We start from the raw sequence: 24,860 nt of genomic DNA on the forward strand, positions 1-24,860 counted from the left end.
CGCCGGCTCTTGTGGATCCCGAACTGAACCCAATCATCGAACTGCTGTTCGATTGATTCAAGTATGCATGAGCCCTATGACAAAAATGTTCGAGTTTGCGATTCAAGCAACCACGCGTGTCGCGAACGGCACCAGCGAGGCCTCGGCCAACCTGAGCACGTTGGTCGGCAACCACGCGTGTCTCGAACGGGGCTGCGAGGCTTCTGCCAACCCGAGCACGTTTTCCGGCAACCACGCGTGTCGCGAACCGCAACGAGCCTGGCGCACAATGGTGCGGTGGATGTTTTCGACAAGATAATCGCGGGCACCGAACCGGCAGAGATAATCCTGAGGACCGATCGTCTGATCGCCTTTCTCGACACTCATCCGCTATTCCCGGGCCACACACTGGTATGCCCGACCGAGCACTTCGAGACCCTGTACGAGCTTCCGGACGATCACTTCACCGAGCTGCTCGCCGCCGCCCGGACGATCGCCTTGGCGCAGAAGAAGGTGCTGAATGCCCAGGGCACCTTCATTGCGAACAACAATGTCGTGAGCCAGTCGGTGCCGCATTTTCATCTGCATGTGGTGCCCCGCAGCAAGGGCGACGGCCTGCGGGGATTCTTCTGGCCGCGCAGCAGGCCATCGGCCGAGCAGTTGCGGGCAGTGGGAGACTTGTTACGAGCCGAACTGTCGGGAGCGCGCGATGACTGAATTCGTCAACATGTTCATGCCCGGTGCGAAGCACTGGGAGGACGTCAAGCGCGCCGAGAAGTCGCTGTTTGTCGAGTCGAAACGGGCCGGTTCCGGCCCTGGTGACCTCGACTTGGATTCGGGATTCATGGTGCTACGTGACCAGACGGGCATGGCGACCGAGACGTCGACAACGATAGGCAACCCGTATCGCGAGGTGCCGGAGGACGCGGCGGAGGATGAACACAAATCTGCGGCCGACACCATCTCACAGATGCCGCCGGCCGCAGACTCGGATACTGCCGATTGATCAGCCCTTCAGGCTGCGTAGCACGTATTGCATGATGCCGCCGTTGAGGTAGTAGTTGCGTTCGCCTGGGGTGTCGATCCGGACGATAGCGTCGAAGGTGGTCACCTTGCCGTTGGGCGCAGTGGCAGTGACCTTCACCGTTGCGGGAGTGGCACCCTCATTGAGTTCGGTGACGCCTGCGATGTCGAACGTTTCCTCACCGGTCAATCCGAGCGTGTCAGCGTTTTGGCCTTCCGGGAATTGGAGTGGTAGCACGCCCATGCCGATCAGGTTGGAACGGTGGATGCGTTCGTAGCTTTCGGTGATGACCGCGCGCACGCCGAGCAGCATGGTGCCCTTCGCTGCCCAGTCGCGTGAACTGCCGGAGCCGTATTCCTTGCCCGCCAGCACCACCAGCGGTGTGCCCTGAGCCTGATAGTTCATGGACGCCTCGTACACCGTGGTGACCGGGGCGTCCGGTTGGCTGAAGTCTCGGGTGAATCCACCCTCGGTGCCGGGCGCCAACTGGTTGCGCAGCCGGATGTTCGCGAACGTGCCGCGAATCATCACTTCGTGATTGCCGCGGCGGGAGCCGTAGGAGTTGAAGTCCTTACGCTGGACGCCGTGCTCGGTCAGGTACTTGCCCGCCGGTGTGTCGGCCTTGATGGCGCCGGCCGGGCTGATGTGGTCAGTGGTGACCGAATCTCCCAGCTTCAGCAAGACACGGGCACCGGCGATGTCGGTGACCCGATCAGGGTCAGCTGGCATCTGCTCGAAATACGGTGGTTTACGCACATAGGTGGAATCGGCGTCCCATTCGAACACATCGCCCTCGGGAGTCGGCAGACTCGTCCACCGGTCATCTCCGGCGAACACGTCTGCGTAGGATTTCACGTACATGTCCGGATCGATGGCCGAGCCGACGACCTCTTCGATCTCCGCGGGGCTGGGCCAGATATCGCGAAGATAGACGTCGTTGCCATCGTTGTCCTGCCCAAGCGGGTCGCGGGTCAGATCGAGGTCCATCGAACCGGCGAGCGCGTAGGCCACCACCAGCGGCGGGCTGGCCAGATAGTTCATCTTCACGTCGGGGTTGATGCGTCCCTCGAAGTTACGGTTACCCGACAGCACCGACACCACCACCACGTCGTCCTTATTGGCGGCCTTACTCACCTCAGGAATCAACGGACCCGAGTTACCGATACAGGTTGTACAGCCATAGCCGACCACCTCAAAACCCAGCTGGTCGAGATACGGCGTCAGCCCGGCGCGTTCCAGATAGCTGGTGACCACCTGCGAACCCGGGGCCAGCGTGGTCTTCACCCACGGCTTGGACTGCAGCCCCTTCTCGGCTGCCTTCTTGGCCACCAGACCGGCGCCGATCATCACCGACGGGTTCGAAGTGTTGGTGCACGAGGTGATCGCTGCGATCCCCACCAGGCCGTCCGACAAGGTAACCGGCTGATCGGCGATGACCGCGTCCACCGGAGCAGGCGCGTCGCTCGCATAGCCGGGCAGCGCTTTTTCGAACGCCTGCCGGGCATCAGCCAACCCGATCCGGTCTTGCGGACGCTTCGGCCCGGCGATCGAGGGCACCACCGTGGACAGATCCAACTCGAGGTACTCCGAATACTCCGGTGAGGCGTCCGGATCGAACCACATACCCTGAGCCTTCGTGTAGGCCTCGACCAGCCCGATCTGCTCCTCGCTGCGCCCGGTCAGCCGCAGGTAGTCGAGCGTGACGTCGTCGATCGGGAAGATGGCGATCGTCGAACCGTACTCGGGGCTCATGTTGCCGATCGTCGCCCGGTTCGCCAGCGGCACCTCCGCCACGCCCGGCCCGTAGAACTCGACGAATTTACCCACGACGCCGTGCTTGCGCAGCCGGTCCGTGATCGTCAACACCAGGTCGGTTGCGGTTGCACCCTCTGGCAGGCTGCCGGTCAGTTTGAATCCGACCACCCGCGGAATCAGCATCGACACCGGCTGGCCCAGCATGGCGGCTTCCGCCTCGATACCGCCCACACCCCAGCCGACAACACCCAGACCGTTCACCATCGTGGTATGCGAATCGGTGCCCACGCAGGTATCCGGATAAGCGACCAGTTCGCCGTCGATCTCCCGCGGGAACACCACCCTGGCCAAATGCTCGATGTTCACCTGGTGGACGATGCCGGTACCCGGCGGCACCACCTTGAAATCGTCGAAAGCCGTCTGCCCCCAACGCAAGAACTGATAGCGCTCACGGTTACGCTCATACTCAAGATCGGTGTTGAGCCGCAGCGCCTGCGGTGAGCCGAAAACATCGGCGATCACCGAGTGATCGATCACCATCTCGGCCGGCGACAGCGGATTGATCTTCGCTGGGTCGCCGCCCAGATCGGCCATCGCCTCACGCATCGTCGCCAGATCGACGATGCATGGCACACCCGTGAAGTCCTGCATAATCACCCGAGCCGGAGTGAACTGAATCTCGTGGTCCGGCTGAGCATCAGCCACCCATTCACCCAAAAACGCAATATCGTCATGAGTGATATTCGCACCGTCCTCGGTGCGCAACAGATTCTCCAGCAACACCTTCAAGCTGTAAGGCAGACGCTCCTGACCCGGCACCTTATCCAGCCGGTAATACGCGTAAGTCTTGTCACCAACCTTGAACGAGTCTTTGGCACCAAAGCTGTCAACACTCATGCTGCATCCCCATCCTGCAATTTATCTTGACATCAAGATACCACGGTCGCGGTATGTCTCTGCAATTCTCCCACCCGTTCCGACCGGGCACATCTTGGCGAACGATCCGCCAAGCAAGGGCACGCTAAGTTCGTCGGGGTCGCGCTGAGTTCACAGAGACGCTCACGCCGAGTTGCCGGAAAATCGCACGACCAACACCCGGTTGGTGGCCCTCATTTGATGGTGCCTGCCGGCAGTTCCTCATAGTCATCTGACGGGGTGACGGTCGTCAGCGACGCGGACGAGTTTGCCCCGACCGCTCCCCCAAATCATCGAGCTCCTATTCAATTCCGCCCGCGCTGCGGCTAGCGTCGATGCATGACTTCAGACAGGTTCAATTCCGACTCGGGCGAAAACTTCGAGGTTCCGGGCAATCAACTCACGAACGCGATCAAGAAGCTCTGGAAAGACACGACCGTTCGCAGCATCGTCGTCAGGCATCCGGACGGCCGCCCGCTGATGACCGTTCCGCTGGCAGCCGGTGTCGCCGGTGGCGCTATCGGACTGATCATGGCGCCGGTATTAACCGTGCTGGCAGGTATCGGGGCCGGTCTGGCCAAGGTGCGCATCGAGGTGGTCCGCAACGACTACAAGCCCAAGCAATACTGACCCGACCACTCTTGACGGGCAGCATCGTCCCGATCTACGCCATGAATCCGCGATCGAAATCTCACCGTTTCGGTCGCGGATTTCTTTTGCATGAAGAGACGCCAACATTTGCCTGATCACGCCGTCTGCACACGCACACGAAGTAAGCTCGCCGGCGCTGGCACCAAGGTTCGGGGCCGAGAGTGCGCTCACTACATGCTTGTTGAGCAGTGTTCGTCCGCGGCGTCGTGGACGGACCGGCGTTCCTTGAGCTTGGCGGCATAGACGGCGCGCAACTCCGGATCGTCCATCACGAGGTAGACGAGACCACAGTCCTGGGGACCGTTGGCCCCCGGCTGGCACAGGCTGCACGGATCGTCCGGACGCAAGGGGCAGCGAGGTGTGGTTAGTCGCGCGTTCTTCATCTTGTACTCACTTGTACGCCTGATGGCCCCGCTCCTCAACACGTTGCCGCGGTTGCAGAAGACCAGATCCAAATCAGGCGTACTGCGGCAGTCATTTACCCCGCTCACTGCCGATGGAAGACAAAACATGAGATGGCGATTGGTCCTCCACAGAACGTCCGCCAGTTCCCCTTCGCCCGCTTTCACCGCGCCGCTGGCGATCGTGACGGCGCATCTGACCGATTGCGGATGTAGCGATTCAGGCGAACATGTCGACGGTCAAGGGGGCGCCGTTCTCGGTGACGTTATTCAGCACGATGTCGTCGACATAGAGCACATGAGGCGCCTTCTGGGTCGTCCCGAAGTCGACGTTGGTCAGGCCGAGCCCGCGGATGTGATCGTCGTCGTAGCCTTCGATGTTCAGTGACTGCTTGGCGTTGGTGACGGTCATGTTCTCGACGTTGATGCCGCTGACATCGGGCGGGAACTCACCGTTGTGACCTTCCTCGTACTTGAAGTCCACGTCGATGACCGCTTTGGCAACGGTCCCGATCGTCAGGTTCTTTGCCCAGATGTCGTTGATGAAGCCGCCGCGCACAGCGTTGGTCTTGAATCGCAGGGCGATGTCCAGGTTCGGGCTCGACATCTCGCAATCGCGGACAAAGACATTGCGCACACCGCCCGACATCTCACTTCCGATAGTGACTCCGCCGTGACCGTCGGCCATCTGGCAACGCTGCACCAGCAGATCAGTACACGGCAACGAATCGGGACGGCGTCCGTCGTTGTTGCGCCCGGCCTTGATGGCAATACAGTCGTCGCCGGTGGCAAACGTGGTGTTCTGGATCACCACGAAGGAGCAGCATTCGGGATCACACCCGTCGTTGTTCGGGCCATGGGTGTCGATGGTCAATCCGTCGACCAGCACGTTGGTGCAGAGCACCGGATGCACCTCCCACATCGGTGAGCGGTGAATCGTGACACCTTGGATCCAGACATTCGTGCAGTTGTAGGGCTGGATGAACGACGAACGCAGATAGTCGTTCCCCGCACCCTGATCGGCACCGTAGAGCCGTTGCTCGACCGGAACCTCGTCGGCGACCTGCTGGATAAGCCTGTCACGTGCCGGCCCTTGCTCGGGGGCACCCTCGACCCAGCCATAGTCCTTCTTGCCCTTCCAGGGCCACCAGTGCTCGTTGTCTGCTTGACCATCGAGGACGCCGCTGCCGGTCACCGCGATATTGGTGCAGCCGTAGGCGTAGATCAGCGGCGAGTAGTTGTACAGCTCCATGCCTTCGAACCGGGTCAGCACAGCGGGCAGATAGTCGGTCGGAGTGGTGCTGAACAGCAGCGTTGCCCCCTCGGAGACATGCAGATTCACGTAGCTTTTCAGATGAATCGGACCGGTCAGGAACGTGCCGGCCGGCACCACGACCTTTCCTCCACCGGCCTCAGAACAGGCGTCGATGGCGGCGGCGATGGCCTCGGTGCAGATCTGTTCGCCGCCTTCGAGCGCTCCATAGTCGACAATGCTGAACTCCTGGCTACGGAACTTTGGCGCACGTGCCTTCGCCTGAATATAACGTGCGCGCTCCCAGGCATCTTTGCTGCTCGCGATATCGGCGTGCGCCGGAGCCGCAAAGATATTCGAGCAAGCCGCTGCACCTATCGCCAGAGTTCCGCCCAACAGCGCCCGCCGCGATGTCCTGAGGTCCATAGGGGATGTTCCTTCCACATTGATCGAAACTCTCGTCGCCGGACCTCAGAGGCAGGCCACATACTCACTAGCGGAGGCCGACATAGGGCTGGGCCCATAAGCACGGAACAACGAATACCTGAGACGGTCCTGGCTTGTTCACTGTAGTCAGATTCGTCATCGTCTGTCATCCGCGATTGCCGCGTTGCCGGCACTGGCACCGACCGCGCGAGCCAATGGTCAAGCGCTGGTCCAGCCGCCGTCGACCACCAGCATCTGGCCGGTGATGTAGCTGGACGCGTCGCTGGCCAGGAAGAGCGCTACTGAGCCAAGTTCACTTGGCTCCGCAAGGCGGCCCATGGGGATGCGGTCGTTGATCGACTTGGCCCGCTGCCAGTCGGAGAACAAGGTCTCGGTGAGCGCGGTATGCACCCAGCCGGGAGCAATCCCGTTGCAGCGGATGCCCTTGCCCGACCACTCTTTACTGAATGCCCGCACGACTCCCCCGATGCCGGACTTGGCGGCCGCGTAGGCGACGATATCGGGCACCACCGACTGAAAGTTGTTGAGCGAGCCGATGAAAATGTGGCTGCCCGGGCGCCCGGCATCAATCTGACGGCGGCCCAACTCCTGACTGATCAAGAAGGGGGCCGTCAGGTGCACCTGCAAGATCCGGTCCCATTCCTCGCGTGGGAAATCCACGGCCGGCTCGCGGTGCTGAAACCCTGCCGCATGGACGATGATGTCTGCGGGGCCACCGAGGGCATCCTCGCAGTCGTCAAGCAGGGCTGCCGCGTCCACGGTCATCACATCGGCAGCGACCGCTACCGAATTCGGCACCTGCTCGGTCGACTCCCGCAACTGGGACGCCGTGCGGGCTACCAATGCCACCTGGGCACCCGCCTCGCCCAACGCTTGGGCCATAGCTTGGCCGATGCCGCGCCCCCCACCGGTCACAATCGCCCGGCGGCCATCAAGTTTGAACAGATCCAGCGCCGAGGCGGCCATTGATGCTCCCTTGCTCACAAGACTCGGTCTCTTCTTGGTGCCTTGTAACCTATCCCAAACCGACATAGCTCAGTTAGCCGGCGATCTGCATTCCCCACTGCCGCGCCCGCTCGGCCTCGCCGTCCTTCAACACCGGCGGCTCTCCTTCGATGAAGAACCCCTCTCCTTGCTCGACATGCGCTCCGGCTCGCTTCAGCCTCTTGGCCGCATCTTTTGCTGCCGAACCCGAATGCAACGAGACGCGTGTATCGAACGTAAAGATCATCGGAAGCGACGAGATCTCGGCCGAATCAATCCATTCGCGCACGCCGGATTCGGGCACCGCCACTCCCCTCTTGGCCGCGGTACGCCGGCTCGATTTGCTGGGCAGCCTCATGCTGTGGGTCGGCGCTCCTACCAGCAGTATGTCCTTGCCGACGATTCTCGATGGGGCGGCTGCCGCGTCCCACATCTCGACGTCGGCGCCCGCCTCGCGTGCGCCCGCCGCGATCGCCGCCGCCACTTGGGCAGTGTTCTTCCAATACGACTCAACGACGATTCCGATTTTCATTGATTCACTCCTCGCTCGTTCTTTCCTTGCCCGGCTACCGGACGTAAGTGGCGCGGCCGCTGGTCGCGGGCATCTTCGTGCCCATTGCCCCTGGTGGCGAGATGGACGCTCAGGCCGCCTCGGGCGATGCGCCGAACAGTCAGCTCAGAACCGGCCAGTTCAGCACATCACCGCCATCGAGACGCCTCTGAAAGATTGCCCCGGCCCAGGACCGACCAACCCAGCCTTCTTGAGACTCCATGTCTCTTGTGAGACACTGTATCTCATGACGGATCCGAGGCAAAGCAGACCGATCGAATCGACTCCTCGCGAACGCATCTTGAGCACGGCACGACACCAGGTCGTCGAGCACGGGATGACAGTGAGTCTGGAGCATCTCTCGCTCGAGAAGATCATCCGAGCCTCGGGCGTATCGCGCGCCACCGCCTATCGCATCTGGCCCAACAAGCAGCAATTCCTGGCCGACGTGCTGGTCGATGCGGTCAGATCCACCGATCTGGAGGTCGACTCCCGGGCCGAGGTCGCCCAGCTGGTGGCATTGCTCGATGCCAGCCCCGGCTTCGCGTCCGACGAGCACGCCCGCAGGAATGTCATTGTGGAGGGCCTGCGCATCAGCATTCAGGCGGATTTTGAGCGGGTGGCCGCGTCGGCACAATGGGCAACCTACCTGGCGCTCAACGCGACCAATCACGGATTGCCGGATGGTCCACTGCGCGACGAAGTTACACAGGCGCTCGCCGAGATGCAGCAGGTATTCATCGAGCAACGGTGCATCGTCTATGCACGGCTGCCCCGCCTGCTCGGCTATCGCCTGGTTCCGCCACTCGACGGCGATCAGGGATTCCGGTTGATGTCCGAGGCGTCGGGGGCGCTCATGACCGGCTTCGTGGCAGAGCTTGGCGCCAGGCCACAATTGCTCGCCGACACTTTCCAAATAGCCGCTTATGGCGCCGACAAGCGCGACTGGACGATGCCGACGTTTGCACTGACCGGGCTGCTGCTCTCCTACATCGAGCCCGATCCCGATGTCATCTGGGACGATGCTCAGCTGGCCCGGGCGCATGCCACTCTCGAGGAAATCACCACCGAGTTGGAACACTCCTGGACGGCCGGCCGGTAGCCCATCTCGAGATGGCGCGGTTCTGTTGAGGACGATCGCACCTGAAGCATGAATCCACCGATGTACGCAGGACGTAGTGGTGAGTACAACGCAACTATGAACTGCGGCAACCACCCGTCGCTCAGGGGATTGAGCGGCATCGAGATCAATCCTCTTTCTGGTCACCGGACCACAGGACTTCGCCGTAGTTGCCCAGAGTCATTCTGGTGCGGCGGATATGCAGGCGCACCAGGGTCTGGGCGGCCTCAATGTCGCGGTTGCGCAGCGCGTCCACGATCAGGTGATGTTCGGCGCAGGTCGATTGAAAGGACGCGTCGGGCATGAATCGGACGAGTTCGCGCCGATAGGGCTGGGTGGTGTTCCACAGCCTGGTCACCAATTCGGTCAGGAACGGATAGCTCACCCCGGCGTAACTGAGCAGATGGAACTCCCGGTCCAGGCGCAGAAACGCACGCAGCCCGCGAGCACCTCCGGTGTTGTCGATCTCGCCGGCAAATTCGGATAGCCGATCGAGTTGCTCCGCACTCAGCACCGGGGCAGATTCGCCAATCACCATCGGCTCGACGACCTCGCGCAGCTTGTAGCACTGCTCGAACTCGGTCTGGTCGAGGCCTGCCACCCAGGCGCCCGAGTGTGGCTTGATCTCGACCAAGCCCTCGGCCTCCAAGGCGCGCAGCGCCTCACGGATCGGCATCCTGGACGCGCCGAATTCGGCCGCCAGCGATTCCTGGCCGAGCCGGGACCCGGGCGTCCGGTCGCCGTGCAAGATCTGCTCGCGCAGCTCGTCGGCTATCCGGGACGCCTGCACGGTGCGGGCTATCACCTCGTGTGTCATCGCTCAGTCCTGCGGTTTGACCGGGCTCCACAGCAACCTGGAGCGTCCTTGTTGATAGGCCTTGCCGTTCGGGAAGCTCAGCATCTCGAACTGCATGCCCCACGGCGACAGGAAGTAGATCCAGCGTTGGCCCTCGTTCGCGCCGCTGCTCGCCACCGGCCCCTCCAGCACTTTGACGCCCTTCGACTTCAGATAGTCGACCGCCGCGTCCAGATCGTCCACATAGAACGCCAGATGGAAGCCTCCGACATCGCTGTTGAGTGGCTGGATTTCGCTGCGATCGGGTGCCTCGTATTCGAAGATCTCGAAGTTCGATCCGTTGCCGAGCCGGTAATGCCTGTTGCGGAAGCGTGCCCGGTCGTCCACGTTCACGTGCTCCGACATCCAGTGCCCATCGGATTCGAAGGGCCCCAGTTCGAAGAAGAACTCGCAGCCGATCACATCGACGAAGAAGTCGTGTGCCTGTTCGAGATCGGGCACGGTGAACCCGATGTGATCCGTGCCGCGTAAGCCCGGGATTGCCATTATCTGCTCCTCGGATCGATCAGAACCTTCATATGAGTGCCCTCGGTGATGGCGTGCAGCGCATCGGCCCACTGCTCGAGCGCGAAGATCGGCCCGACCGCGGGAGCGAGGTCGAGCTCCTCCCGCCCCATCAGATCGAGCGCCAGATCCCAGGCACGGGGCACCTGCGAGAACCCCGCGGTCATGGTGAGCTCGCGCATGATCAACACGTCCAGCGGCACGCTGACATCGTGCCCGAAGATGCCCACCTGAATAAAGCTGCCGCCACGCTTGACGGCCCTCATGGCATTGGACGCACCGGCCGCCGCACCCGAGCAGTCGATGCCCACGTCAAAGGCCATTTCCTGCGGCGTCTCGGTCGTGGTGCTGATGCCGGCGGACGCGAGCCCGGCCAGTTTGCCGGCGTCCGCCGGAATACCGGCCAGGGTGACTTCGGCACCGCTGGCCCTCGCAACCTGAGCCGATAGGTAGCCCATCGGGCCCGGGCCGGTGACCAGCACTTTGTGACCTGCTTTGATGCTGCTGCGCAACAGCAGGGCATTGCATGCGCAGGCCAGTGGCTCGGCAAGTGCGGCTATCTCGTCCGGGACGCCGTTCGGGACCTCGTGCAGGTTGAGCACCGGTACGACGACCTGCTCGGCAAATCCGCCATCTCGGAACGATCCGATCGACTCGCGGTTCTCGCACATATTGCGGCGTCCGGCCCGGCACATCTCGCAGCGTTCGCAGCACCGGAAGAAGGTCTCGGTGACCACCCGTTTGCCAACCCAGCCGGCGTCTTCCACCGAGCCGACCCGGGTGACGCGTCCGAGTACCTCGTGGCCCATGACCACCGGCGGGTTCACCTTGTATTCGTCGCGCATCACGTGCAGGTCGGTGCCGCACACACCGGTATAGATCACCTCGAGCAACGCCTGACCTGGCCCGGGCACCGGCGCCGGAACATCCCGGAGCTCCACATGGTCGGCGCCGGGAGCGTACTTCACTACGGCTCTCACGAACGGGTCCCCTTACAGTGCGAGCAGCACGGGGTTCTCCAGGCGCGCCTTGAGCGCCTGCATGAACTCCGCAGCCAGCGCCCCGTCGATCACCCGGTGATCGCTCGACAACGTCAGCGACATCACCGTCGCCACCCCGGCCTCACCATCGGTCACCACAGCACGCTGTTCCGCGGCACCAACCGCCAAGATGGCCGACTGCGGCGGATTGATGATTGCGCAGAAATCACGCACCCCATACATGCCCAGGTTGCTGATCGAGAACGATCCGCCCTCGATTTCCTTCTGCTTCAGTTTGCCGTCGCGGGCGCGCTCGATCAGATCCTTGGTGGTCTCGGCCAGCGCACTCATGCCCAGCTTCTCCACACCCCGCACGACCGGAGTCACCAGCCCGGCGGGAGTCGACACCGCCACCGAAATATCGACGGTGTTATAGCGGCGGATCGAATCGCCGTTCCAGCAGGCGTTCGCCGCCGGAATCGCCTGCAGCGTGGACGCGATGGCCTTCACCAGCAGATCATTCACGCTGATCTTGACGGGGCTCGCCTCGTTGAGCTGTTTGCGATAAGTCAACAGCGCATCAAGGCGGGCATCGACGGTCACGTACCAATGCGGAATCGTCGCCTTCGACTCGCTGAGCCTGCGCGCGATCGCCCGCCGCATACCGGTCAACGGGATGTCCTCATAGGCGCCGCCGGCGTCGGGCACAGGCTCGGACGAAACCTGCTCCGCGCGGCGCGGGGCCGCGCTCGCGGCAGCCGGCTCGGCAGCCGGCTCAGCCGCAGCCGAGGTGGCCGCCGACTCTGCTTCGGGCTCCGCCTTTCCAGCCGCGATGGCCGCTTCGACATCAGCACGGATCACTCGGCCGCGGGGTCCGCGTCCGGGAATCTGGGCGATGTCCAGGCCGTGCTCGGCGGCGATCCTGCGGGCCAACGGGGATGCGAAGATGCGCTCCCCCGGCTTGTGCGCGGATGTTTGTGCGGCTTCGGGAGGCGTGCCCGATACAGGTTGTGTAGCTGGGGCATCAGCCGCATCCAGTGGCGCGGCGGGTTCGTCCGCCTCGGGAGCAGACTGCACGCCCAGCGCGGCGTCAATGGCCGACGCGTCCTCGCCGTCTTTCAAGAGGACGGCGATGGGTGCTCCGACAGCGATCCGGTCGCCGGCCGAACCGATCAGGCGTCCGACCGTACCTACGGTCTCGGCCTCGACCTCGACATTGGCCTTGTCGGTCTCGATCTCGGCGAGTTCTTGGCCCTTGGTCACCTGGTCACCCTCAGTGACCAGCCAGGAGGTGAGGACGGCGTCCTCGGCGTCGGCCACGACGGCCGGCATCAAAACAACGGTTGCCATGAGTTATCGATCCTTCCCTCAGGCCTGGCCGAGATTGCGGCGGACCCGGGCGATGCCCTCTTCGATCTCCGGCTCGTAGGCCAAGGCCGCCCGCTCGAGTGCCTTCGAGATCGTCGGGGTCGACTGCGATCCAAAAACTCGCTGCACCGGCTGATCGAGGTAGTCGAAGAAGCGTTCGGTGATCTCGGTGGCGATCCGGCTGGTGTAGCCGGGGCCGGGCGAGCCCTGCTCGACGAGCAGCACATTGTTGGTTTTCTTGATCGACTCCCCGATCGTCGCCCAGTCCATCGACGCGGTGTCGAGCCAGCGCAGGTCGATAACCTCGGCGTCGATTCCGGTCGCCTCCACGGCGTCCAACGACATCTGCACCATGTTGAGGTAGGAGAGGATGGTGAGTTCGCTGCCCTCGCGGCGGATCTTTGCGGTGCCGGGCGGAATAATAAAGTCGAGATCCCCTTCGGGAATCTGGTCCATCTTCTCGTAGAGATCGACATGCTCGATCACCATCACCGGGTCTTCCAGCGCCAGTGCCGCGTTCATCAGGCCGATGTAGTCGAAGGCGTTCGAGGGGGCGACGATGCGCCAGCCGGGGTGGGCCGCGTAGACCCCGGCAGGATCCATCGAGTGCTGCGATCCATAGCCGGCGCCCATCGCGCACTTCGAGCGCAGCACCAGCGGCATGCCGTGCTCGCCGCCGAACATGTGCCGGGCCTTGCCGATCTGGTTGAAGACCTGGTCGGCGGCCACCCACATGAAGTCGGAGTACATGAACTCGACGACCGGACGATACCTGCCGTCCATCGCCATGCCGCCGGCCAGCCCGGCGAATCCGTTCTCGCTGATCGGGGTGCCCATGATGCGGTCGCCGAATTCTTGCTTCAAGCCGCGGGTGACGCCGTTGGTGCCGCCCTTCAGGTTGTGCACGTCTTCGCCCAAGGTGACGTAGCGGGAGTCGGTCTGCATCCGGCGTTCCATCACGTCTGCTGCGGCGTCCGCGAACTTTCGCTCGGTCCAGTTGGTGACCTGGTTGTCCTCAAGCGTCTTCCACGAGTTGAGCTCTGAGGCGTCGCCGCGAATGCCGTAGTCGACGAACGACGGGTCGGGCCACAGTTCAGGACGAATGCGCTTGGCCGGACGCTTCGATTCCGGATCGGCCTCGGTGAAGTCGTCCATCAGACCCATCATCACCGCATCGGTCTTCTCGACCATCTGGTCGAAGATCTCCTGGGTGAGGTGGCCGCGAGAGATCAGCTCACCGGCGACCCGCTGGATGGCGTCGCGCTGGCGCCACTGCTTCTCTTCGTCCTTGCTGCGGTAGCCGAAGGCGCTGCCGGGGAACGGGCCGTTCTGGTGGAAGTAGCGGTAGACCTCGGCTTCCACGACCACGGCGCCCTTGCCCTGGCGCATGTGCTCGGCCGCTTGCTGCATGGTGAGGTAAACGGCCAGCGGATCCATCCCGTCCACCCGCCACGCCGGCATCCCGAATCCGGACGCACGCGCCGACAGCCTGGGCTCGTTGGTCGCCTCGAAGACGTTGGTGGAGACCGCGTACATATTGTTCTCGATGAAGAAGCACAGTGGCAGATGCCAGGCGGACGCCAGGTTCATCGTCTCCAGCGTCGATCCGATATTGGATGCGCCGTCGCCGAAGTAGGTGACGGTCACGTCGGAGCCGCCCTCTTGTGGTTTCTCGGCCTGGGTGTACTTCTGGCAGAAGGCCGATCCGTTGGCCAGCGGTACCCCGCCGCCGACGATGGCGTTGGTGCCCAGATTGCCGGCCTCGCGCCATTGCAGGTGCATGGAGCCGCCACGGCCGTGGCTGAATCCCTGATCCAGCCCGAGGATCTCGGCGAGCGTCTTCTTGACGAAGGCATGAATCTCGTCGTCGATCGGATTCTCAGGGTCGAAGTCGGTGCCCTTCAGATAGTTGAGGCCCTTGGCCAGGAATTGGTGGTGGCCGCGGTGAGTGCCGTTGACACCATCACTCGGCCGCAGCCCGATGATGGATCCAACCGCGCCGCCCTCCTGGCCGATGCTGGAGTGCGCCGGACCGTGCAGGGCACCTTCGCCCGCCAGCTTCAGCACGACCTCCTCGAAGGAGCGGATGATTTGCATTTGGACGAGCATCGCCCGTAGCAGCTGCGGATCGGCCGCGTCCCAATCTTCTTGGCTCGTGCTGATCTGCTTCCACGGTGCCGATGAAACAAGCACTTCTTCGTGACTCATGGACCTCTCCGGTTTTCGAGTGGTGGCTGCGCCCGTCGATTGCGCGCACCCCGACTAGATGATGCGATTGTATCCAATCGGCTCGATTCTTGGCAATAGGGATCTGGCGAATCACCGGCGGTTGGGGTTAAGCTGGATACATTCGAGTTGGAGGCCACCGGCGGGCGTCGTCTCCACGATGCCCGGGGCGCGCGAGGTCGAGCTACCTGGTCGTGATGGCGCCCACGGGTTGCCCGACCGGTATGAATCGGTATGAAGTAGTGACGCCGCACGGCGTTCAGCAGTTAAAGGCGAGGAGGCCTACAAGGCGATGAAGTGGGATCTTGAGCATCGGCGTGCTGTCATTACGGGCGCGGCGAACGGTATCGCCAAGGCGACCGCATTGCTGCTCGCCGGCGAAGGCACGAGGCTGGTGCTCGTCGACTTGGATGCCGACAAACTCGCTGCCACTGCAGACGAATGCCGGACGGCCGGGGCCGAGCAGGTGGAGACCTTCGCAGCCGACCTCACCGACGGCGAGAAGGTGCACGAGCTCGGCGACCTCGTCCGAGATTCGATGGATGGACTCGATCTGCTGATCCCCGCGGCGGGCATCATCGGCCGTGACCCGATCGATCAGATGCCCGATGAGCACTGGGACCGCATCATGAACATCAATGTGCGCGCGGTCTTCCAGCTGAACCGCGAGTTGCTGCCGCAGATGGCCGACGGTGGCTCGGTGGTGCTGTTCTCCTCCGATGCCGGACGCCGCGGCAGCCCGGGCAAGGCGGCCTACGCCACCGCGAAGGCCGCGATCGTCGGGCTGGCGCGCAGCATCGTCGGCGAGGTCGGCAGGCGCCAGATCCGCGTCAACATCGTGGCCCCCGGCTTCATCGATACCCGGATGAATGCTCAGACCTTCGCCGAAAAGGGCGACGTGCTGGCGGACGAAACCCCGCTCGGACGCAACGGCCGTCCCGAAGAGGTCGCATCGGTGATCGCCTTCTTGTGCTCGGACGCCTCCAGCTTCGTCAACGGGACGATCGTCCCGATCAACGGCGGGCACTACATGGCCGGCTAGCCGCCGGTCCCGCTGAGCGCGGCAAGCCTCGGCTTTGCAGGCTGCGATCAGCGCTTTAACCAAATCCCCGTGCTCAGACAACGACCTACAACCAGAAAAGATCAATCAGGAGATCAGTAATGGCTTCCATCGAAGAAATCGAATCCAAGGTAATCGATGCCCTGCCGTCCGGGCTGTTCATCGGCGGCGAATGGATCCAAACGGACACCACCGTCCCTGTCGAGAACCCCGCCAAGGGCGAGGCTTTCGCCCAGGTGGCGGACGCGACGCCGGAACAGGCCGTCCAGGCTCTCGATGCCGCGTGCGATGCGGCCGCCGATTGGGCGGCCACCAAGCCGCGCGATCGCGCGGAATTGCTGCGCCGCGCCTTCGACATGATCAATGAGCGCAAGGAGATCTTCGCTGCGTTGATGACCATGGAGATGGGCAAGACCTTCAACGAGGCTCTCGGCGAGGTCGCCTACGGCAATGAGTACCTGCGCTGGTTCTCTGAGCAGACCTGCCGCATCGAGGGCTATAACGCGATCGCCCCGGCGTCCGGCAAGCGGATTCTCACCGAGAAGGTGCCGGTTGGCCCGGTGCTGGCCATCACCCCGTGGAATTTCCCGCTGGCGATGGCGACCCGCAAGATCGCGCCGGCGCTGGCCGCCGGCTGCACCGTCGTCGTGAAGCCCGCCAAGCTGACCCCGCTCACCACTCTGTTGTTCGGCAAGGTGCTGCAGGAGGCCGGGCTGCCCGCCGGCGTGGTGAACATTCTCACCACCAACCACTCGGGCGCCACCACCAGCCCGGTGATCACCGATCCGAGGACCCGAAAGATCACCTTCACCGGTTCGACCGAGGTCGGTGTCGGATTGTTGAAGCAGGCCGCCGATAGGGTGCTGCGCACCTCGATGGAACTCGGCGGGAACGCCCCGCTCGTGGTGCTGCCCGATGCCGACCTGGACGTCGCGATCCAGGGTGCGATGGACGCCAAGATGCGCAATCTTGGTGAGGCCTGCACGGCCGGCAACCGTTTCATCGTGCATGAGTCGATCGCCGACGAGTTCACCAAGCGCTTCACTGAGGCGATGGCTGCCCAAAAGGTCGGCTACGGGCTCGATCCAGCGACCAATGTCGGCCCGCTGATCGACGGCGACCAGCGTGACAAGGTGCTCGGCCTGCTGCAGGATGCGATTGACAAGGGCGGCAAGGTCACCACCGGTGGCGACAAGATTGACGGCCCCGGCTACTTCATGCAGCCGACCGTGGTTGCGGGCATTCAGCCCGGCACCCGCATCCTCAAAGAAGAGATCTTCGGCCCGTTCGCCCCGGTCATCACCTACGCAGACGAGCAGGAGGCGATCGACATCGCCAACGGCACCGACTTCGGCCTGGCCGCCTACGTCTTCTCCGCCGATCTGAAGAACGCCATGCGGGTTGGCGAGGGCATCGAAACCGGCATGGTCGGCATCAACACCGGCGTCGTCTCGGACGCCGCCGCACCGTTCGGCGGTGTCAAGATGTCGGGTCTGGGACGCGAGGGCTCCCAGTTGGGCATCGAAGAGTTCCTGGAGACCAAGTACTACTCAATCCCCTTGTGATCTGGTGAGGTCACACCGAACTCAATGGACAGTTGTCGTGCCGCGTCCTGGTTACCCCGGGGCGCGGCACAACCGCTCAGTGAATGCCTCCGCGTATTCGGCTGCTATGCATCCGCGTGCAGGATCGCGACGCACTCGACGTGGTGGGTCATCGGGAAGAGATCGAAGGCCTGGAGTGCGTCCAAGCGGTAGCCGCACTTCGCGAAGGTCGCCAGGTCTCGGGCCAGCGCTGCCGGGTCGCAGGCGACGTACGCGATGGCCCGGGCGTCCAGCTGAGCGAGACGCTTCACCACTTGGGCCCCAGCGCCGGTGCGTGGCGGGTCGAGGACGACCAGGTCCGTCTTCTTCGGGAGTCTCGATCCGGCTTTCTCCATCCGGGTGGCGAAGAACTTCGCCTGCGGCACATTGAGCTTCGCCAACTCGATCGCCGACCGGCTCGCCTCGATACCGGTGACCCGGCAGCCTTCGTCCACCAATGCACCGGCGAACAAGCCCACACCGCAGTAGAGATCGAGGGCGCGCTCGGTCGCCCGAGGTTTCAGCCCTTCGAGCACAGCCTCGGTCAGAACACCTGCCGCGCCGGGATGCACCTGCCAGAATCCGTCGGCCCGCACCTGATACTTGCGTCCGCGGACATGCTGGATGACGATCTCGCTGCCTTCGAGCACCTGGCCATCGGGCCCCAGCACCGTGCAAGTGCCGTCCGCGATGGTCACCTGCAGATCGCCGTCGCCGGACGCATAGTTGCCCAGGTCGACCGGCCCGTCCGGATGAGCAATTCGGCATCCGCCTTCGGGGAGCTCGACCAGATCGTCCGAACGCCAGGCACGCAAACCGATCTTGCCGTCGCGCACCAGATAGCGCATCCGGGTGCGCCAGTCGAGCCCCTCATCGTCGCCCGGCACCTGCTCCACCACCACGTCCCGATCAATCCCTGCGAGCCGATGTAGTTGTTCTTCGACGACCTCAGCCTTCAGCCGACGCTGTCGCGCGAGCGAGACGTGCTGAAAGTCGCAGCCGCCGCATCGTCCGGCGATCGGGCACGGCGGAGTCACCCGGTCTGGGCTCGGTTCGATGACTTGCACGACCTCACCCCACCAGAATCGTGGCTTCGAGTCGTCGGTGACCCGCACCCGCGCCTGTTCGCCGGGGATGCCATGCCGGACGAAGACCACGCGTCCGTCGATGCGAGCAACGCAATGCCCGCCGTGGGCGATTGGCCCCAGCTCGACGGTCTGCAGGTCAGACATGATGTCTCCTCGGTCGATGCTCTCGATGCCATCCGAGCAAAGGTCCGCGCTCACCTTACCCCGACGCCCCGAACCGCCGCCCGGCTCCGTGCCTGCCCTGGGCATTCATCTGCACCGCCTCAACAAGCCTCTGCCCCGTCCCAACAATCGGCCTCTGCCGCGTCACAACAAAGTCGCTGTCGATATGGACGATGGCTTGCCGCATGACGCGAGCCCAGATCCATACCGGCAACCTTTGCAGAGCTCCTGGATATTTCGTCAGCTCAGATCCATACCGGCAGCCATGATCTATTACGGCAGCCTTTGACCGATGGCGATCAGAACAGTGTGTCGTGCAGTCCGATCGCACCCACGGCGAAGATCGCGATACCCGAGATGATCAGATAGACCATGAACACATGGCCGTCCTTGATGCGCTTGTCGGTCTGGGTGAACGACAGGTAGACGGTCGCAACCGCGACCACCATCAGATAGATGGCGTTCAGCGTGCCACCGAGAATCACCAGAACAAGAGGCGAGTTGACCACGGTCGCGAGCAGACCCCAGCAGATCGGCATGATGACCATCAGAACGCGCATCGTCTTGTTGCGGCTCTTGGCGTTCGTCCAGTCGTAAGCTCCGAACACTGCCAGGGACGCAGCAGTCTGCCGCGACAACCCCGGCACGTTCGCGAGAATCGTCTTGTAGAGCGCCACGGCTGCGAAGACGAGGAAGACCGGGCCAACCCAGGCGCCAAGGGTGTCGGTGAAGATGCGCGAGATCGTCAGAATCAGTTCATTGCCTTCGACCACCAGGCTCTGCTTGTGCAAGACCGTGGCCCCCAGCATGTAGAAGGACGCGGTCGACAGCGTGTAGATCACCCACGACACCCAGGCGTCCTTCTTCATCACCGAGATCCAACCGCGAGCGCGGGCCACCCACTCGTCCGAGCCATCGTTGGGGCCGGTCCAGGCCGCATACCCCTTCTCGACGCACCAGAAGGTATAGCCGGAGATCTCGCCGGCACCCACGCCGGTCAGCCCGAACATCGACAGTGCGATGCCCATCGAGCCGGCCGCGATCCGGAACCTCATGCCGTCGGCCAGATCGGTGGCCGTCCACGCGAACTCGGTGAACTGGATACCGAAGACCATCAGCACGATCAAGAACGTGACCAGCACGACCAGCCACGTGGAGAGCTTTTCGATCAACTCATATTTGTTGATCTGATGGATGATGATCGCCAGAACGATGAAGATCCACACCCAGATACCGATCGACAACGCCGAGAACGGGTCGCCGCCGATCGGCAGCAGCATCGACATTGCCACACCGGCCGCACCGACCACGCCGCCCTGACTGGCCATGAACTGGATGAACATCAAGATGACGATGTAGGACGCCCAGCTGCGTCCGAAGATCTTGGGCGGCACCTGGTTGTATCCGAAGATGCCCGGTTTGCCCGTCGAGATCGACCAGCGGGCCAACTCGATCTGCACCGCGACCTTGACGAAGGTCGACACGAAGACCAGCCAGAGCAGCATCATGCCGACCTTGGCGCCGAGCGTCGTGGCAGTGATCAACTCGCCGGACCCGACGACCGCCGCGGAAGTGATCATGCCGGGGCCGAGGAACTTGATGCTCGGCCCCCAGCCCTTGGGCGGATCTTGCACCTTCGCTGGGTCGAGAACGTACGGATCGTCCTGGATCACTCCGGTATCGGGAAGGTCGGCTTCCTCGGTTGACTGCATAGGTTCGGCTGCGGACATTGCGGCTACCTTTCGAAAAGATGCAGAAATCGGTTCGGCTTCGTCTCATCGACATCGCTGCACAGATCGCACCCGAGGCTTTCGGGGCGCACCATTTTTAGCACAACAATCCGGCTGCCGCCCGCATCCCACAATGTGTCGCCCCGGGAACTGCGCCTGACCGCCCTTACGAACCCGTCATGCTCATTTGGTTCCGGAGCCGCACTGAATTGATCGCCCAGGTGACCGCCAGGCCGGGCATCGACACACCTTTTAAACTACCGATAGTGAGCCCACTCGCCGGCCCGAACTCCTCGTGTCTCAGCCCTTGGCCTCGGTCTTTTCTGCCTCGGCGGCATCGGTCGTCGCAACCGACTTCGGCAAGGTCATCGGGATCAGATCGCCGGGCACCCTGGGTTGATCGTCCCGGCGCACCACCGTGTTGCTGAAGAACTCATAGACCAGCTCCGAGCTGCCGTCGATACCGGTGGCGCGGCCGGCCTCGCCCATCACCACGCCGCGCAGCATCCAGCGCGGGCCCTCCGCGAACCAGGTACGCGAGACATGGACGACCTTGTTGCCCTTGGGGTCTTTCATCGGGATGATCCGGCGCACCTCGGTGCCGAACGGTCCCTCGGCCAGCGACGCCTTGCCCCCGGCCTTCTGCGTGGAGGCGATCATCTCGTCACGGATCTCGGCGACCATCGACGTGTGAGCGGGTGCCGCGAACAGCGCGACCTCAATCGCGGACGCCCCGGCCATCACCAGGGCCGCCTGCACCTTCTTGGTGCGCTGATCGACCTGCAGCTGCATCTGCATGCCCTTGAACGGGGTCAGCACGACACAGCCGAAGTCGAGGCGCTCGACGTCGTCGGCGTCCAGATCGACCTCGTCTAGATCGAACGGCCCGTTCTCTCGCCAATCCCGGCTGGCGTCCAATGCGGCCCATTCGTCGAGTTCCTCGGCCGGTTCTTCCCCCTCGACATCCGCATCGTCTGATTCGTCGTCGTCCGAGTCATCCTCGTCGATGTCATCTTCGGCCTCGGCGGTTTCTTCGAGGTCTTCGCCGGCTTCAGCGTCGTCGTCCGCATCGACATCTACGCCATCGTCGAGTTTGTCGAGCGTCTGCTCCTCGGCTTCCAACTCACCGTCTTGTTCGGCAGCCTTACGCTTCTTGCGGCCAAAGATCACTTTTCGTCCTCTTCTCGAAATCGGTTCAAGACTAACCAACGTCGAAAACCGGGGTGAACCGTGGTCTCGCTATCTCAGGCCCGCGGTGACTCGCCCTGCCAGGCTGCGACCCCACCGGTCGAGCCATACCCGCCGTCGCCACGGTCGCTGGCCGGTAGTTCGCCCACAGGTTCGAAACGCACCCTGGCGACTTGCTGGACAACGAGTTGGGCGATCAGATCGCCTCGATGCAATTCGATCGGTATGTGCAGATCGGTATTCAGGAGCACGACCTTGATCTCGCCGCGATACCCGGCGTCCACCGTGCCCGGAGCGTTCACGATCGTCAGGCCGCTACGTGCCGCCAGACCGGACCGTGGATGCACGAAGCCGGCGTAGCCGTCGGGCAACGCCACAGAAATCCCGGTCGGCACCAGAACCCGCTCCCCCGGCTCGATCAGCACATCGATCGCGGTCGGCAGGTCAGCGCCGGCGTCTCCGGGCCTGGCATAGCCCGGCATGGGCAAACCGTCGTCGAGTATCCGGATGGGCACCACCACGTCAGCGTCAGTCACGCGTGCCAGATTATCGTGAACGCGGCCCGGCACCCCAGCCCCCACCACAGAGCCGCCCGAGCCAAGGACTCCGAAGAAGAATTGCCACTGCCCCAACCGATGCGCGCAGGTGCCCTAGGATTGGGCAGGTGAGCGAAGAAGCGAAGAACAGCAACCAGACTTCGGGGCTTGAATACAAGATCGTCGCGGGAGCACTTGGTGCTCTCGCCACCTTTGTCGTCCAGAAGCTGATCAAGAGCGGTTGGAAGCAGATCACGGGTCAGGAGCCGCCGGACCCCAATGATCCCGATGCTTCGGCGATAGCTGCGGTCACCTGGGTGGCTGCGAGTGCGGTCGGCGTCTCGGTCGTGCAAATGCTGGTGCAGCGTTTCGCCGCCAAGCGCTATCGCAGCCTCGGGCACTGACAGTCCCCTGCACCATACCCAAAACACAAAACGTGTTCGGTCGTCTCGACTTCTCGTGAGACGACCGAACACGTTTGTCTTGCTGTGAGTTGTATTTCGCGGGGATGGGTGAAGCTCAAGTTGTGTGCGTTGCCCGGGCGGCCGAATCGATGTGCGGTCGGCCGATCGGCAGGCGCCCAGTCGAACTAAACGCAGTCGACGCAGTAGTCGAGGCCGCCGCGGGTCTCCGCGAGTTGGCTGCGATGCTTCACCAGGAAGCATGATGCGCAGGTGAATTCGTCCGCCTGACGAGGAAGCACGCGTACGGTCAGCTCTTCATGAGACAGGTCGGCGCCGGGCAGCTCAAACGCTTCCGCGGCCTCAACCTCGTCCTCATCAACCTGGCCGGACTGCTTGTCGTTGCGGCGGCTCTTGAGCTCTTCGAGCGAATCCTCGCTCATCTCCTCATCGGACTTACGAGGAGCGTCGTAGTCAGTAGCCATGGTGCCCTTCCGAATGTAATGCATGTCGTGTGCCCCACGGCGAGCCGTGTGGCGTCGATGCATGTTGTACCATACCGACACAAATTGGGCGATATGGCGCCCAGCCCGGATCTACCGATGGACGCCGTCGCAGGTTCACGAAAGACGGCGGTGTGAGCGCGGCCCTTGCCATCTGGGCGGCGCGGCAGACGGACGATCCTGGGGCTTGGGAGTAGGTTTACCTGGCAAGGATAGGACGCCACCGTGCGTCCAACAAGCAGCTCGATCATCAGGGAGACCGGCGAATGGAAAGCGCACTGACACCGCGCGAGATTCAAGCCCGGATTCGGGGCGGGGAATCCCTCGACGACGTCGCGCAGGCCGCGGGAGTCTCGGTAGAACAGATCGATATCTATGCCGGACCGGTATTCGCAGAACGCGAACATGCCGCGAGCATTGCGCGCACTTCGCAGCTACGCGGGCATCGTGATCCCGGCGCGCAACGCCTGCTGGGCGAAATCGTCACGGATGCCTTGAGTGCACAGGGCGTCAAGCCAGAAGACATCCACTGGGATTCGTGGCGCGACGAGAACCGCCGCTGGACGGTGCAGATCAGCTGGCCGGTGGCAGACACCGAGCAACACGCCACATTCGACTTCGATATGCGCGGTCGTACCGTCGCCGCCAAGAACGCCGAAGCCAAGACACTGGTGGGTGAGAGCCCGCAACCGGTCAAGCGCCGGACGAAAGTGAACCCCGACGCCGAGCCGACCGTCGATCTGCACGACGAATTGGCGATCGTACGGGTCGTCCAAGACGACTCGGAGCCGCCCGCGGTGCTGCCGGACGCCCCTTCGACGCGCATCACAAAGCTTCCTGCCCGCGATCAAGAATCCGGGAATGACTCCGACGAACCCGATGACTACACCGATCCCGAACTCGAGCAGGTCGACGGGGTTTATGACATCGTCCCGAATCCACGTTCGGACATGGATGTGCTCTATGACATGTTGTCGGGATTCAACGAGGATTCGGTGCGCATCTATACCGGGCTGACCCAGCCGGTCAATCCACCTCCTGATCCCGAACCCGAGGAAGAGCCCCGGCCCGAGGCGGCCGCCCGGAATCCGCAGACCGAGAAACCGAGGCCTAGCGATCCCAGGTCCCGGCGCCGCGGTCACCACGTCTTGTGGACGCCGGACTCCGCCGAGCAAGCGGCCGACGATTCGTCTCTTGACGAGCAGACGCCACCGGTTGCAGACCATCCGAGCTCTGACGCCTCTCAGCCGGACGCTACGGCCTCCCCCGGTCAAACCGAGGCGGGGCAGCCGCAGACCGACCGGCCGGAGGCTGCGTCCGAGCAGGCCACGCGGCAACCCCGGAAAAGTTCACCCAAGGTGGCCCGGAAACCTGCCGAGCAGACCGAGCAGCCGGCCGAGCAACCGCACCACAGGTCGGTTGCCGACGAAGCCGCCCAGGAGAAACCGGAGCAAGATGCTCTGGTTCAAACACCCAAGCAGCAATCCGCGTCGAAGTCACGCAAACGGCGCAAGCGGGCATCGGTGCCGACCTGGGACGAGATCATGTTCGGCGCTCCCCCGCCCTCGAATCCGTCGAATTCGTAACGCCGGCGCTC

The 24,860-nt window shown here is 63.2% G+C and carries 23 protein-coding genes; 8 read left to right on the forward strand and 15 right to left on the reverse strand.

Going from position 1 to position 24,860, the window contains the following annotated elements:
• The first annotated feature begins 276 nt into the window (after positions 1-276).
• Together QQ658_RS07540 and QQ658_RS07545 are read left to right on the forward strand one after the other, a co-directional pair.
• A complete protein-coding gene (locus QQ658_RS07540) occupies positions 277-696 on the forward strand; it encodes an HIT family protein (protein ID WP_286024268.1) in 420 nt (139 codons plus the stop codon).
• Positions 689-985 carry a hypothetical protein gene (locus QQ658_RS07545; RefSeq protein WP_286024269.1) on the forward strand — a complete coding sequence of 99 codons (297 nt, stop codon included), beginning with the start codon at positions 689-691 and terminating at the stop codon, positions 983-985. The genes QQ658_RS07540 and QQ658_RS07545 overlap by 8 nt, the downstream gene beginning before the upstream one ends.
• Here the strand turns inward: QQ658_RS07545 and acnA are convergent, their stop codons facing one another.
• Positions 986-3,655: an aconitate hydratase AcnA gene (acnA, locus tag QQ658_RS07550; RefSeq protein WP_286024270.1), complete on the reverse strand. Its 2,670-nt coding sequence runs from the start codon at positions 3,653-3,655 to the stop codon at positions 986-988. It lies immediately after the preceding gene.
• A gap of 357 nt (positions 3,656-4,012) precedes the next feature.
• On the opposite strand from acnA, the gene QQ658_RS07555 reads away from it, so the two are divergent.
• Positions 4,013-4,303 carry a DUF4342 domain-containing protein gene (locus QQ658_RS07555; protein ID WP_286024271.1) on the forward strand — a complete coding sequence of 97 codons (291 nt, stop codon included), beginning with the start codon at positions 4,013-4,015 and terminating at the stop codon, positions 4,301-4,303.
• A gap of 191 nt (positions 4,304-4,494) precedes the next feature.
• On the opposite strand, the gene QQ658_RS07560 is transcribed toward QQ658_RS07555, so the two are convergent.
• The 4 genes from QQ658_RS07560 to QQ658_RS07575 all read right to left on the reverse strand — a co-directional run bounded on the left by QQ658_RS07560 (position 4,495) and on the right by QQ658_RS07575 (position 7,940).
• Positions 4,495-4,707 (reverse strand): DUF6767 domain-containing protein, encoded by a 213-nt coding sequence (locus QQ658_RS07560; protein ID WP_286024272.1) that lies wholly within the window; start codon positions 4,705-4,707, stop codon positions 4,495-4,497.
• A gap of 238 nt (positions 4,708-4,945) precedes the next feature.
• A complete protein-coding gene (locus tag QQ658_RS07565; RefSeq protein WP_286024273.1) occupies positions 4,946-6,403 on the reverse strand; it encodes a glycoside hydrolase family 28 protein in 1,458 nt (485 codons plus the stop codon).
• Positions 6,404-6,622: 219 nt separating this feature from the next.
• Positions 6,623-7,390, reverse strand: coding sequence for an SDR family NAD(P)-dependent oxidoreductase (locus QQ658_RS07570; protein WP_286024274.1), 768 nt, complete (start codon positions 7,388-7,390; stop codon positions 6,623-6,625).
• A gap of 73 nt (positions 7,391-7,463) precedes the next feature.
• Positions 7,464-7,940, reverse strand: a complete 477-nt coding sequence (locus QQ658_RS07575) for a flavodoxin/nitric oxide synthase (protein WP_286024275.1) — start codon at positions 7,938-7,940, stop codon at positions 7,464-7,466.
• 265 nt (positions 7,941-8,205) lie between these two features.
• Here QQ658_RS07575 and QQ658_RS07580 point away from each other — a divergent pair, with 265 nt between their 5' ends.
• Positions 8,206-9,060: a TetR/AcrR family transcriptional regulator gene (locus QQ658_RS07580; RefSeq protein ID WP_286024276.1), complete on the forward strand. Its 855-nt coding sequence runs from the start codon at positions 8,206-8,208 to the stop codon at positions 9,058-9,060.
• A gap of 145 nt (positions 9,061-9,205) precedes the next feature.
• Here the strand turns inward: QQ658_RS07580 and QQ658_RS07585 are convergent, their stop codons facing one another.
• The 5 genes from QQ658_RS07585 to QQ658_RS07605 are packed head-to-tail and all read right to left on the reverse strand — an operon-like array spanning position 9,206 to position 14,994.
• Positions 9,206-9,895 carry a GntR family transcriptional regulator gene (locus QQ658_RS07585; protein WP_286024277.1) on the reverse strand — a complete coding sequence of 230 codons (690 nt, stop codon included), beginning with the start codon at positions 9,893-9,895 and terminating at the stop codon, positions 9,206-9,208.
• A gap of 3 nt (positions 9,896-9,898) precedes the next feature.
• Positions 9,899-10,420 carry a VOC family protein gene (locus QQ658_RS07590; protein ID WP_286024278.1) on the reverse strand — a complete coding sequence of 174 codons (522 nt, stop codon included), beginning with the start codon at positions 10,418-10,420 and terminating at the stop codon, positions 9,899-9,901.
• Positions 10,420-11,418: an alcohol dehydrogenase catalytic domain-containing protein gene (locus QQ658_RS07595; RefSeq protein ID WP_286024279.1), complete on the reverse strand. Its 999-nt coding sequence runs from the start codon at positions 11,416-11,418 to the stop codon at positions 10,420-10,422. The genes QQ658_RS07590 and QQ658_RS07595 overlap by 1 nt, the downstream gene beginning before the upstream one ends.
• A 12-nt stretch (positions 11,419-11,430) precedes the next feature.
• Complete coding sequence (locus QQ658_RS07600; protein ID WP_286024280.1) at positions 11,431-12,768, reverse strand: pyruvate dehydrogenase complex dihydrolipoamide acetyltransferase; 1,338 nt, start codon at positions 12,766-12,768, stop codon at positions 11,431-11,433.
• 18 nt (positions 12,769-12,786) lie between these two features.
• Positions 12,787-14,994, reverse strand: a complete 2,208-nt coding sequence (locus QQ658_RS07605) for an alpha-ketoacid dehydrogenase subunit alpha/beta (protein ID WP_286024281.1) — start codon at positions 14,992-14,994, stop codon at positions 12,787-12,789.
• Positions 14,995-15,304: 310 nt separating this feature from the next.
• On the opposite strand from QQ658_RS07605, the gene QQ658_RS07610 reads away from it, so the two are divergent.
• On the forward strand, positions 15,305-16,054 hold the full coding sequence (locus tag QQ658_RS07610; RefSeq protein WP_286024282.1) for an SDR family NAD(P)-dependent oxidoreductase: 750 nt from the start codon (positions 15,305-15,307) through the stop codon (positions 16,052-16,054).
• 119 nt (positions 16,055-16,173) lie between these two features.
• Positions 16,174-17,637, forward strand: coding sequence for an NAD-dependent succinate-semialdehyde dehydrogenase (locus QQ658_RS07615; protein ID WP_286024283.1), 1,464 nt, complete (start codon positions 16,174-16,176; stop codon positions 17,635-17,637).
• A gap of 104 nt (positions 17,638-17,741) precedes the next feature.
• On the opposite strand, the gene QQ658_RS07620 is transcribed toward QQ658_RS07615, so the two are convergent.
• From QQ658_RS07620 to dut, 4 genes are all read right to left on the reverse strand, one after another.
• The gene (locus QQ658_RS07620; protein ID WP_286024284.1) at positions 17,742-18,887 is read right to left on the reverse strand and encodes a class I SAM-dependent RNA methyltransferase; all 1,146 of its coding nucleotides are present in this window, start codon (positions 18,885-18,887) and stop codon (positions 17,742-17,744) included.
• A 317-nt stretch (positions 18,888-19,204) separates the two neighbouring features.
• Positions 19,205-20,635, reverse strand: coding sequence for an Nramp family divalent metal transporter (locus QQ658_RS07625; protein WP_286024285.1), 1,431 nt, complete (start codon positions 20,633-20,635; stop codon positions 19,205-19,207).
• Between the two features lie 300 nt (positions 20,636-20,935).
• Complete coding sequence (locus tag QQ658_RS07630) at positions 20,936-21,757, reverse strand: DUF3710 domain-containing protein (protein WP_502928953.1); 822 nt, start codon at positions 21,755-21,757, stop codon at positions 20,936-20,938.
• Between the two features lie 122 nt (positions 21,758-21,879).
• Positions 21,880-22,359 (reverse strand): dUTP diphosphatase, encoded by a 480-nt coding sequence (gene dut, locus QQ658_RS07635; RefSeq protein ID WP_286024286.1) that lies wholly within the window; start codon positions 22,357-22,359, stop codon positions 21,880-21,882.
• Positions 22,360-22,487: 128 nt separating this feature from the next.
• Here dut and QQ658_RS07640 point away from each other — a divergent pair, with 128 nt between their 5' ends.
• Positions 22,488-22,763, forward strand: a complete 276-nt coding sequence (locus tag QQ658_RS07640) for a DUF4235 domain-containing protein (RefSeq protein ID WP_286024287.1) — start codon at positions 22,488-22,490, stop codon at positions 22,761-22,763.
• A gap of 185 nt (positions 22,764-22,948) precedes the next feature.
• Here QQ658_RS07640 and QQ658_RS07645 read toward each other — a convergent pair whose 3' ends face one another.
• A complete protein-coding gene (locus QQ658_RS07645) occupies positions 22,949-23,245 on the reverse strand; it encodes a DUF4193 domain-containing protein (protein ID WP_286024288.1) in 297 nt (98 codons plus the stop codon).
• Between the two features lie 230 nt (positions 23,246-23,475).
• On the opposite strand from QQ658_RS07645, the gene sepH reads away from it, so the two are divergent.
• Positions 23,476-24,849 (forward strand): septation protein SepH, encoded by a 1,374-nt coding sequence (sepH, locus tag QQ658_RS07650; protein WP_286027059.1) that lies wholly within the window; start codon positions 23,476-23,478, stop codon positions 24,847-24,849.
• The last annotated feature ends 11 nt before the right edge of the window (positions 24,850-24,860 follow it).

Origin of the sequence: Propionimicrobium sp. PCR01-08-3, assembly GCF_030286045.1 — a bacterium.
In the GTDB taxonomy this organism is placed as follows: domain Bacteria; phylum Actinomycetota; class Actinomycetes; order Propionibacteriales; family Propionibacteriaceae; genus Brooklawnia.

What these genes read in the sequence shown, in the direction of transcription:
- QQ658_RS07545 (WP_286024269.1), top strand. Translation starts at nt 689, where the DNA reads ATGACTGAATTCGTCAACATGTTCATGCCCGGTGCGAAGCACTGGGAG.
- acnA (WP_286024270.1), bottom strand. Translation starts at nt 3,655, where the DNA reads ATGAGTGTTGACAGCTTTGGTGCCAAAGACTCGTTCAAGGTTGGTGAC.
- QQ658_RS07555 (WP_286024271.1), top strand. Translation starts at nt 4,013, where the DNA reads ATGACTTCAGACAGGTTCAATTCCGACTCGGGCGAAAACTTCGAGGTT.
- QQ658_RS07560 (WP_286024272.1), bottom strand. Translation starts at nt 4,707, where the DNA reads ATGAAGAACGCGCGACTAACCACACCTCGCTGCCCCTTGCGTCCGGAC.
- QQ658_RS07565 (WP_286024273.1), bottom strand. Translation starts at nt 6,403, where the DNA reads ATGGACCTCAGGACATCGCGGCGGGCGCTGTTGGGCGGAACTCTGGCG.
- QQ658_RS07570 (WP_286024274.1), bottom strand. Translation starts at nt 7,390, where the DNA reads ATGGCCGCCTCGGCGCTGGATCTGTTCAAACTTGATGGCCGCCGGGCG.
- QQ658_RS07575 (WP_286024275.1), bottom strand. Translation starts at nt 7,940, where the DNA reads ATGAAAATCGGAATCGTCGTTGAGTCGTATTGGAAGAACACTGCCCAA.
- QQ658_RS07580 (WP_286024276.1), top strand. Translation starts at nt 8,206, where the DNA reads ATGACGGATCCGAGGCAAAGCAGACCGATCGAATCGACTCCTCGCGAA.
- QQ658_RS07585 (WP_286024277.1), bottom strand. Translation starts at nt 9,895, where the DNA reads ATGACACACGAGGTGATAGCCCGCACCGTGCAGGCGTCCCGGATAGCC.
- QQ658_RS07590 (WP_286024278.1), bottom strand. Translation starts at nt 10,420, where the DNA reads ATGGCAATCCCGGGCTTACGCGGCACGGATCACATCGGGTTCACCGTG.
- QQ658_RS07600 (WP_286024280.1), bottom strand. Translation starts at nt 12,768, where the DNA reads ATGGCAACCGTTGTTTTGATGCCGGCCGTCGTGGCCGACGCCGAGGAC.
- QQ658_RS07605 (WP_286024281.1), bottom strand. Translation starts at nt 14,994, where the DNA reads ATGAGTCACGAAGAAGTGCTTGTTTCATCGGCACCGTGGAAGCAGATC.
- QQ658_RS07610 (WP_286024282.1), top strand. Translation starts at nt 15,305, where the DNA reads ATGAAGTGGGATCTTGAGCATCGGCGTGCTGTCATTACGGGCGCGGCG.
- QQ658_RS07615 (WP_286024283.1), top strand. Translation starts at nt 16,174, where the DNA reads ATGGCTTCCATCGAAGAAATCGAATCCAAGGTAATCGATGCCCTGCCG.
- QQ658_RS07620 (WP_286024284.1), bottom strand. Translation starts at nt 18,887, where the DNA reads ATGTCTGACCTGCAGACCGTCGAGCTGGGGCCAATCGCCCACGGCGGG.
- QQ658_RS07625 (WP_286024285.1), bottom strand. Translation starts at nt 20,635, where the DNA reads ATGTCCGCAGCCGAACCTATGCAGTCAACCGAGGAAGCCGACCTTCCC.
- QQ658_RS07645 (WP_286024288.1), bottom strand. Translation starts at nt 23,245, where the DNA reads ATGGCTACTGACTACGACGCTCCTCGTAAGTCCGATGAGGAGATGAGC.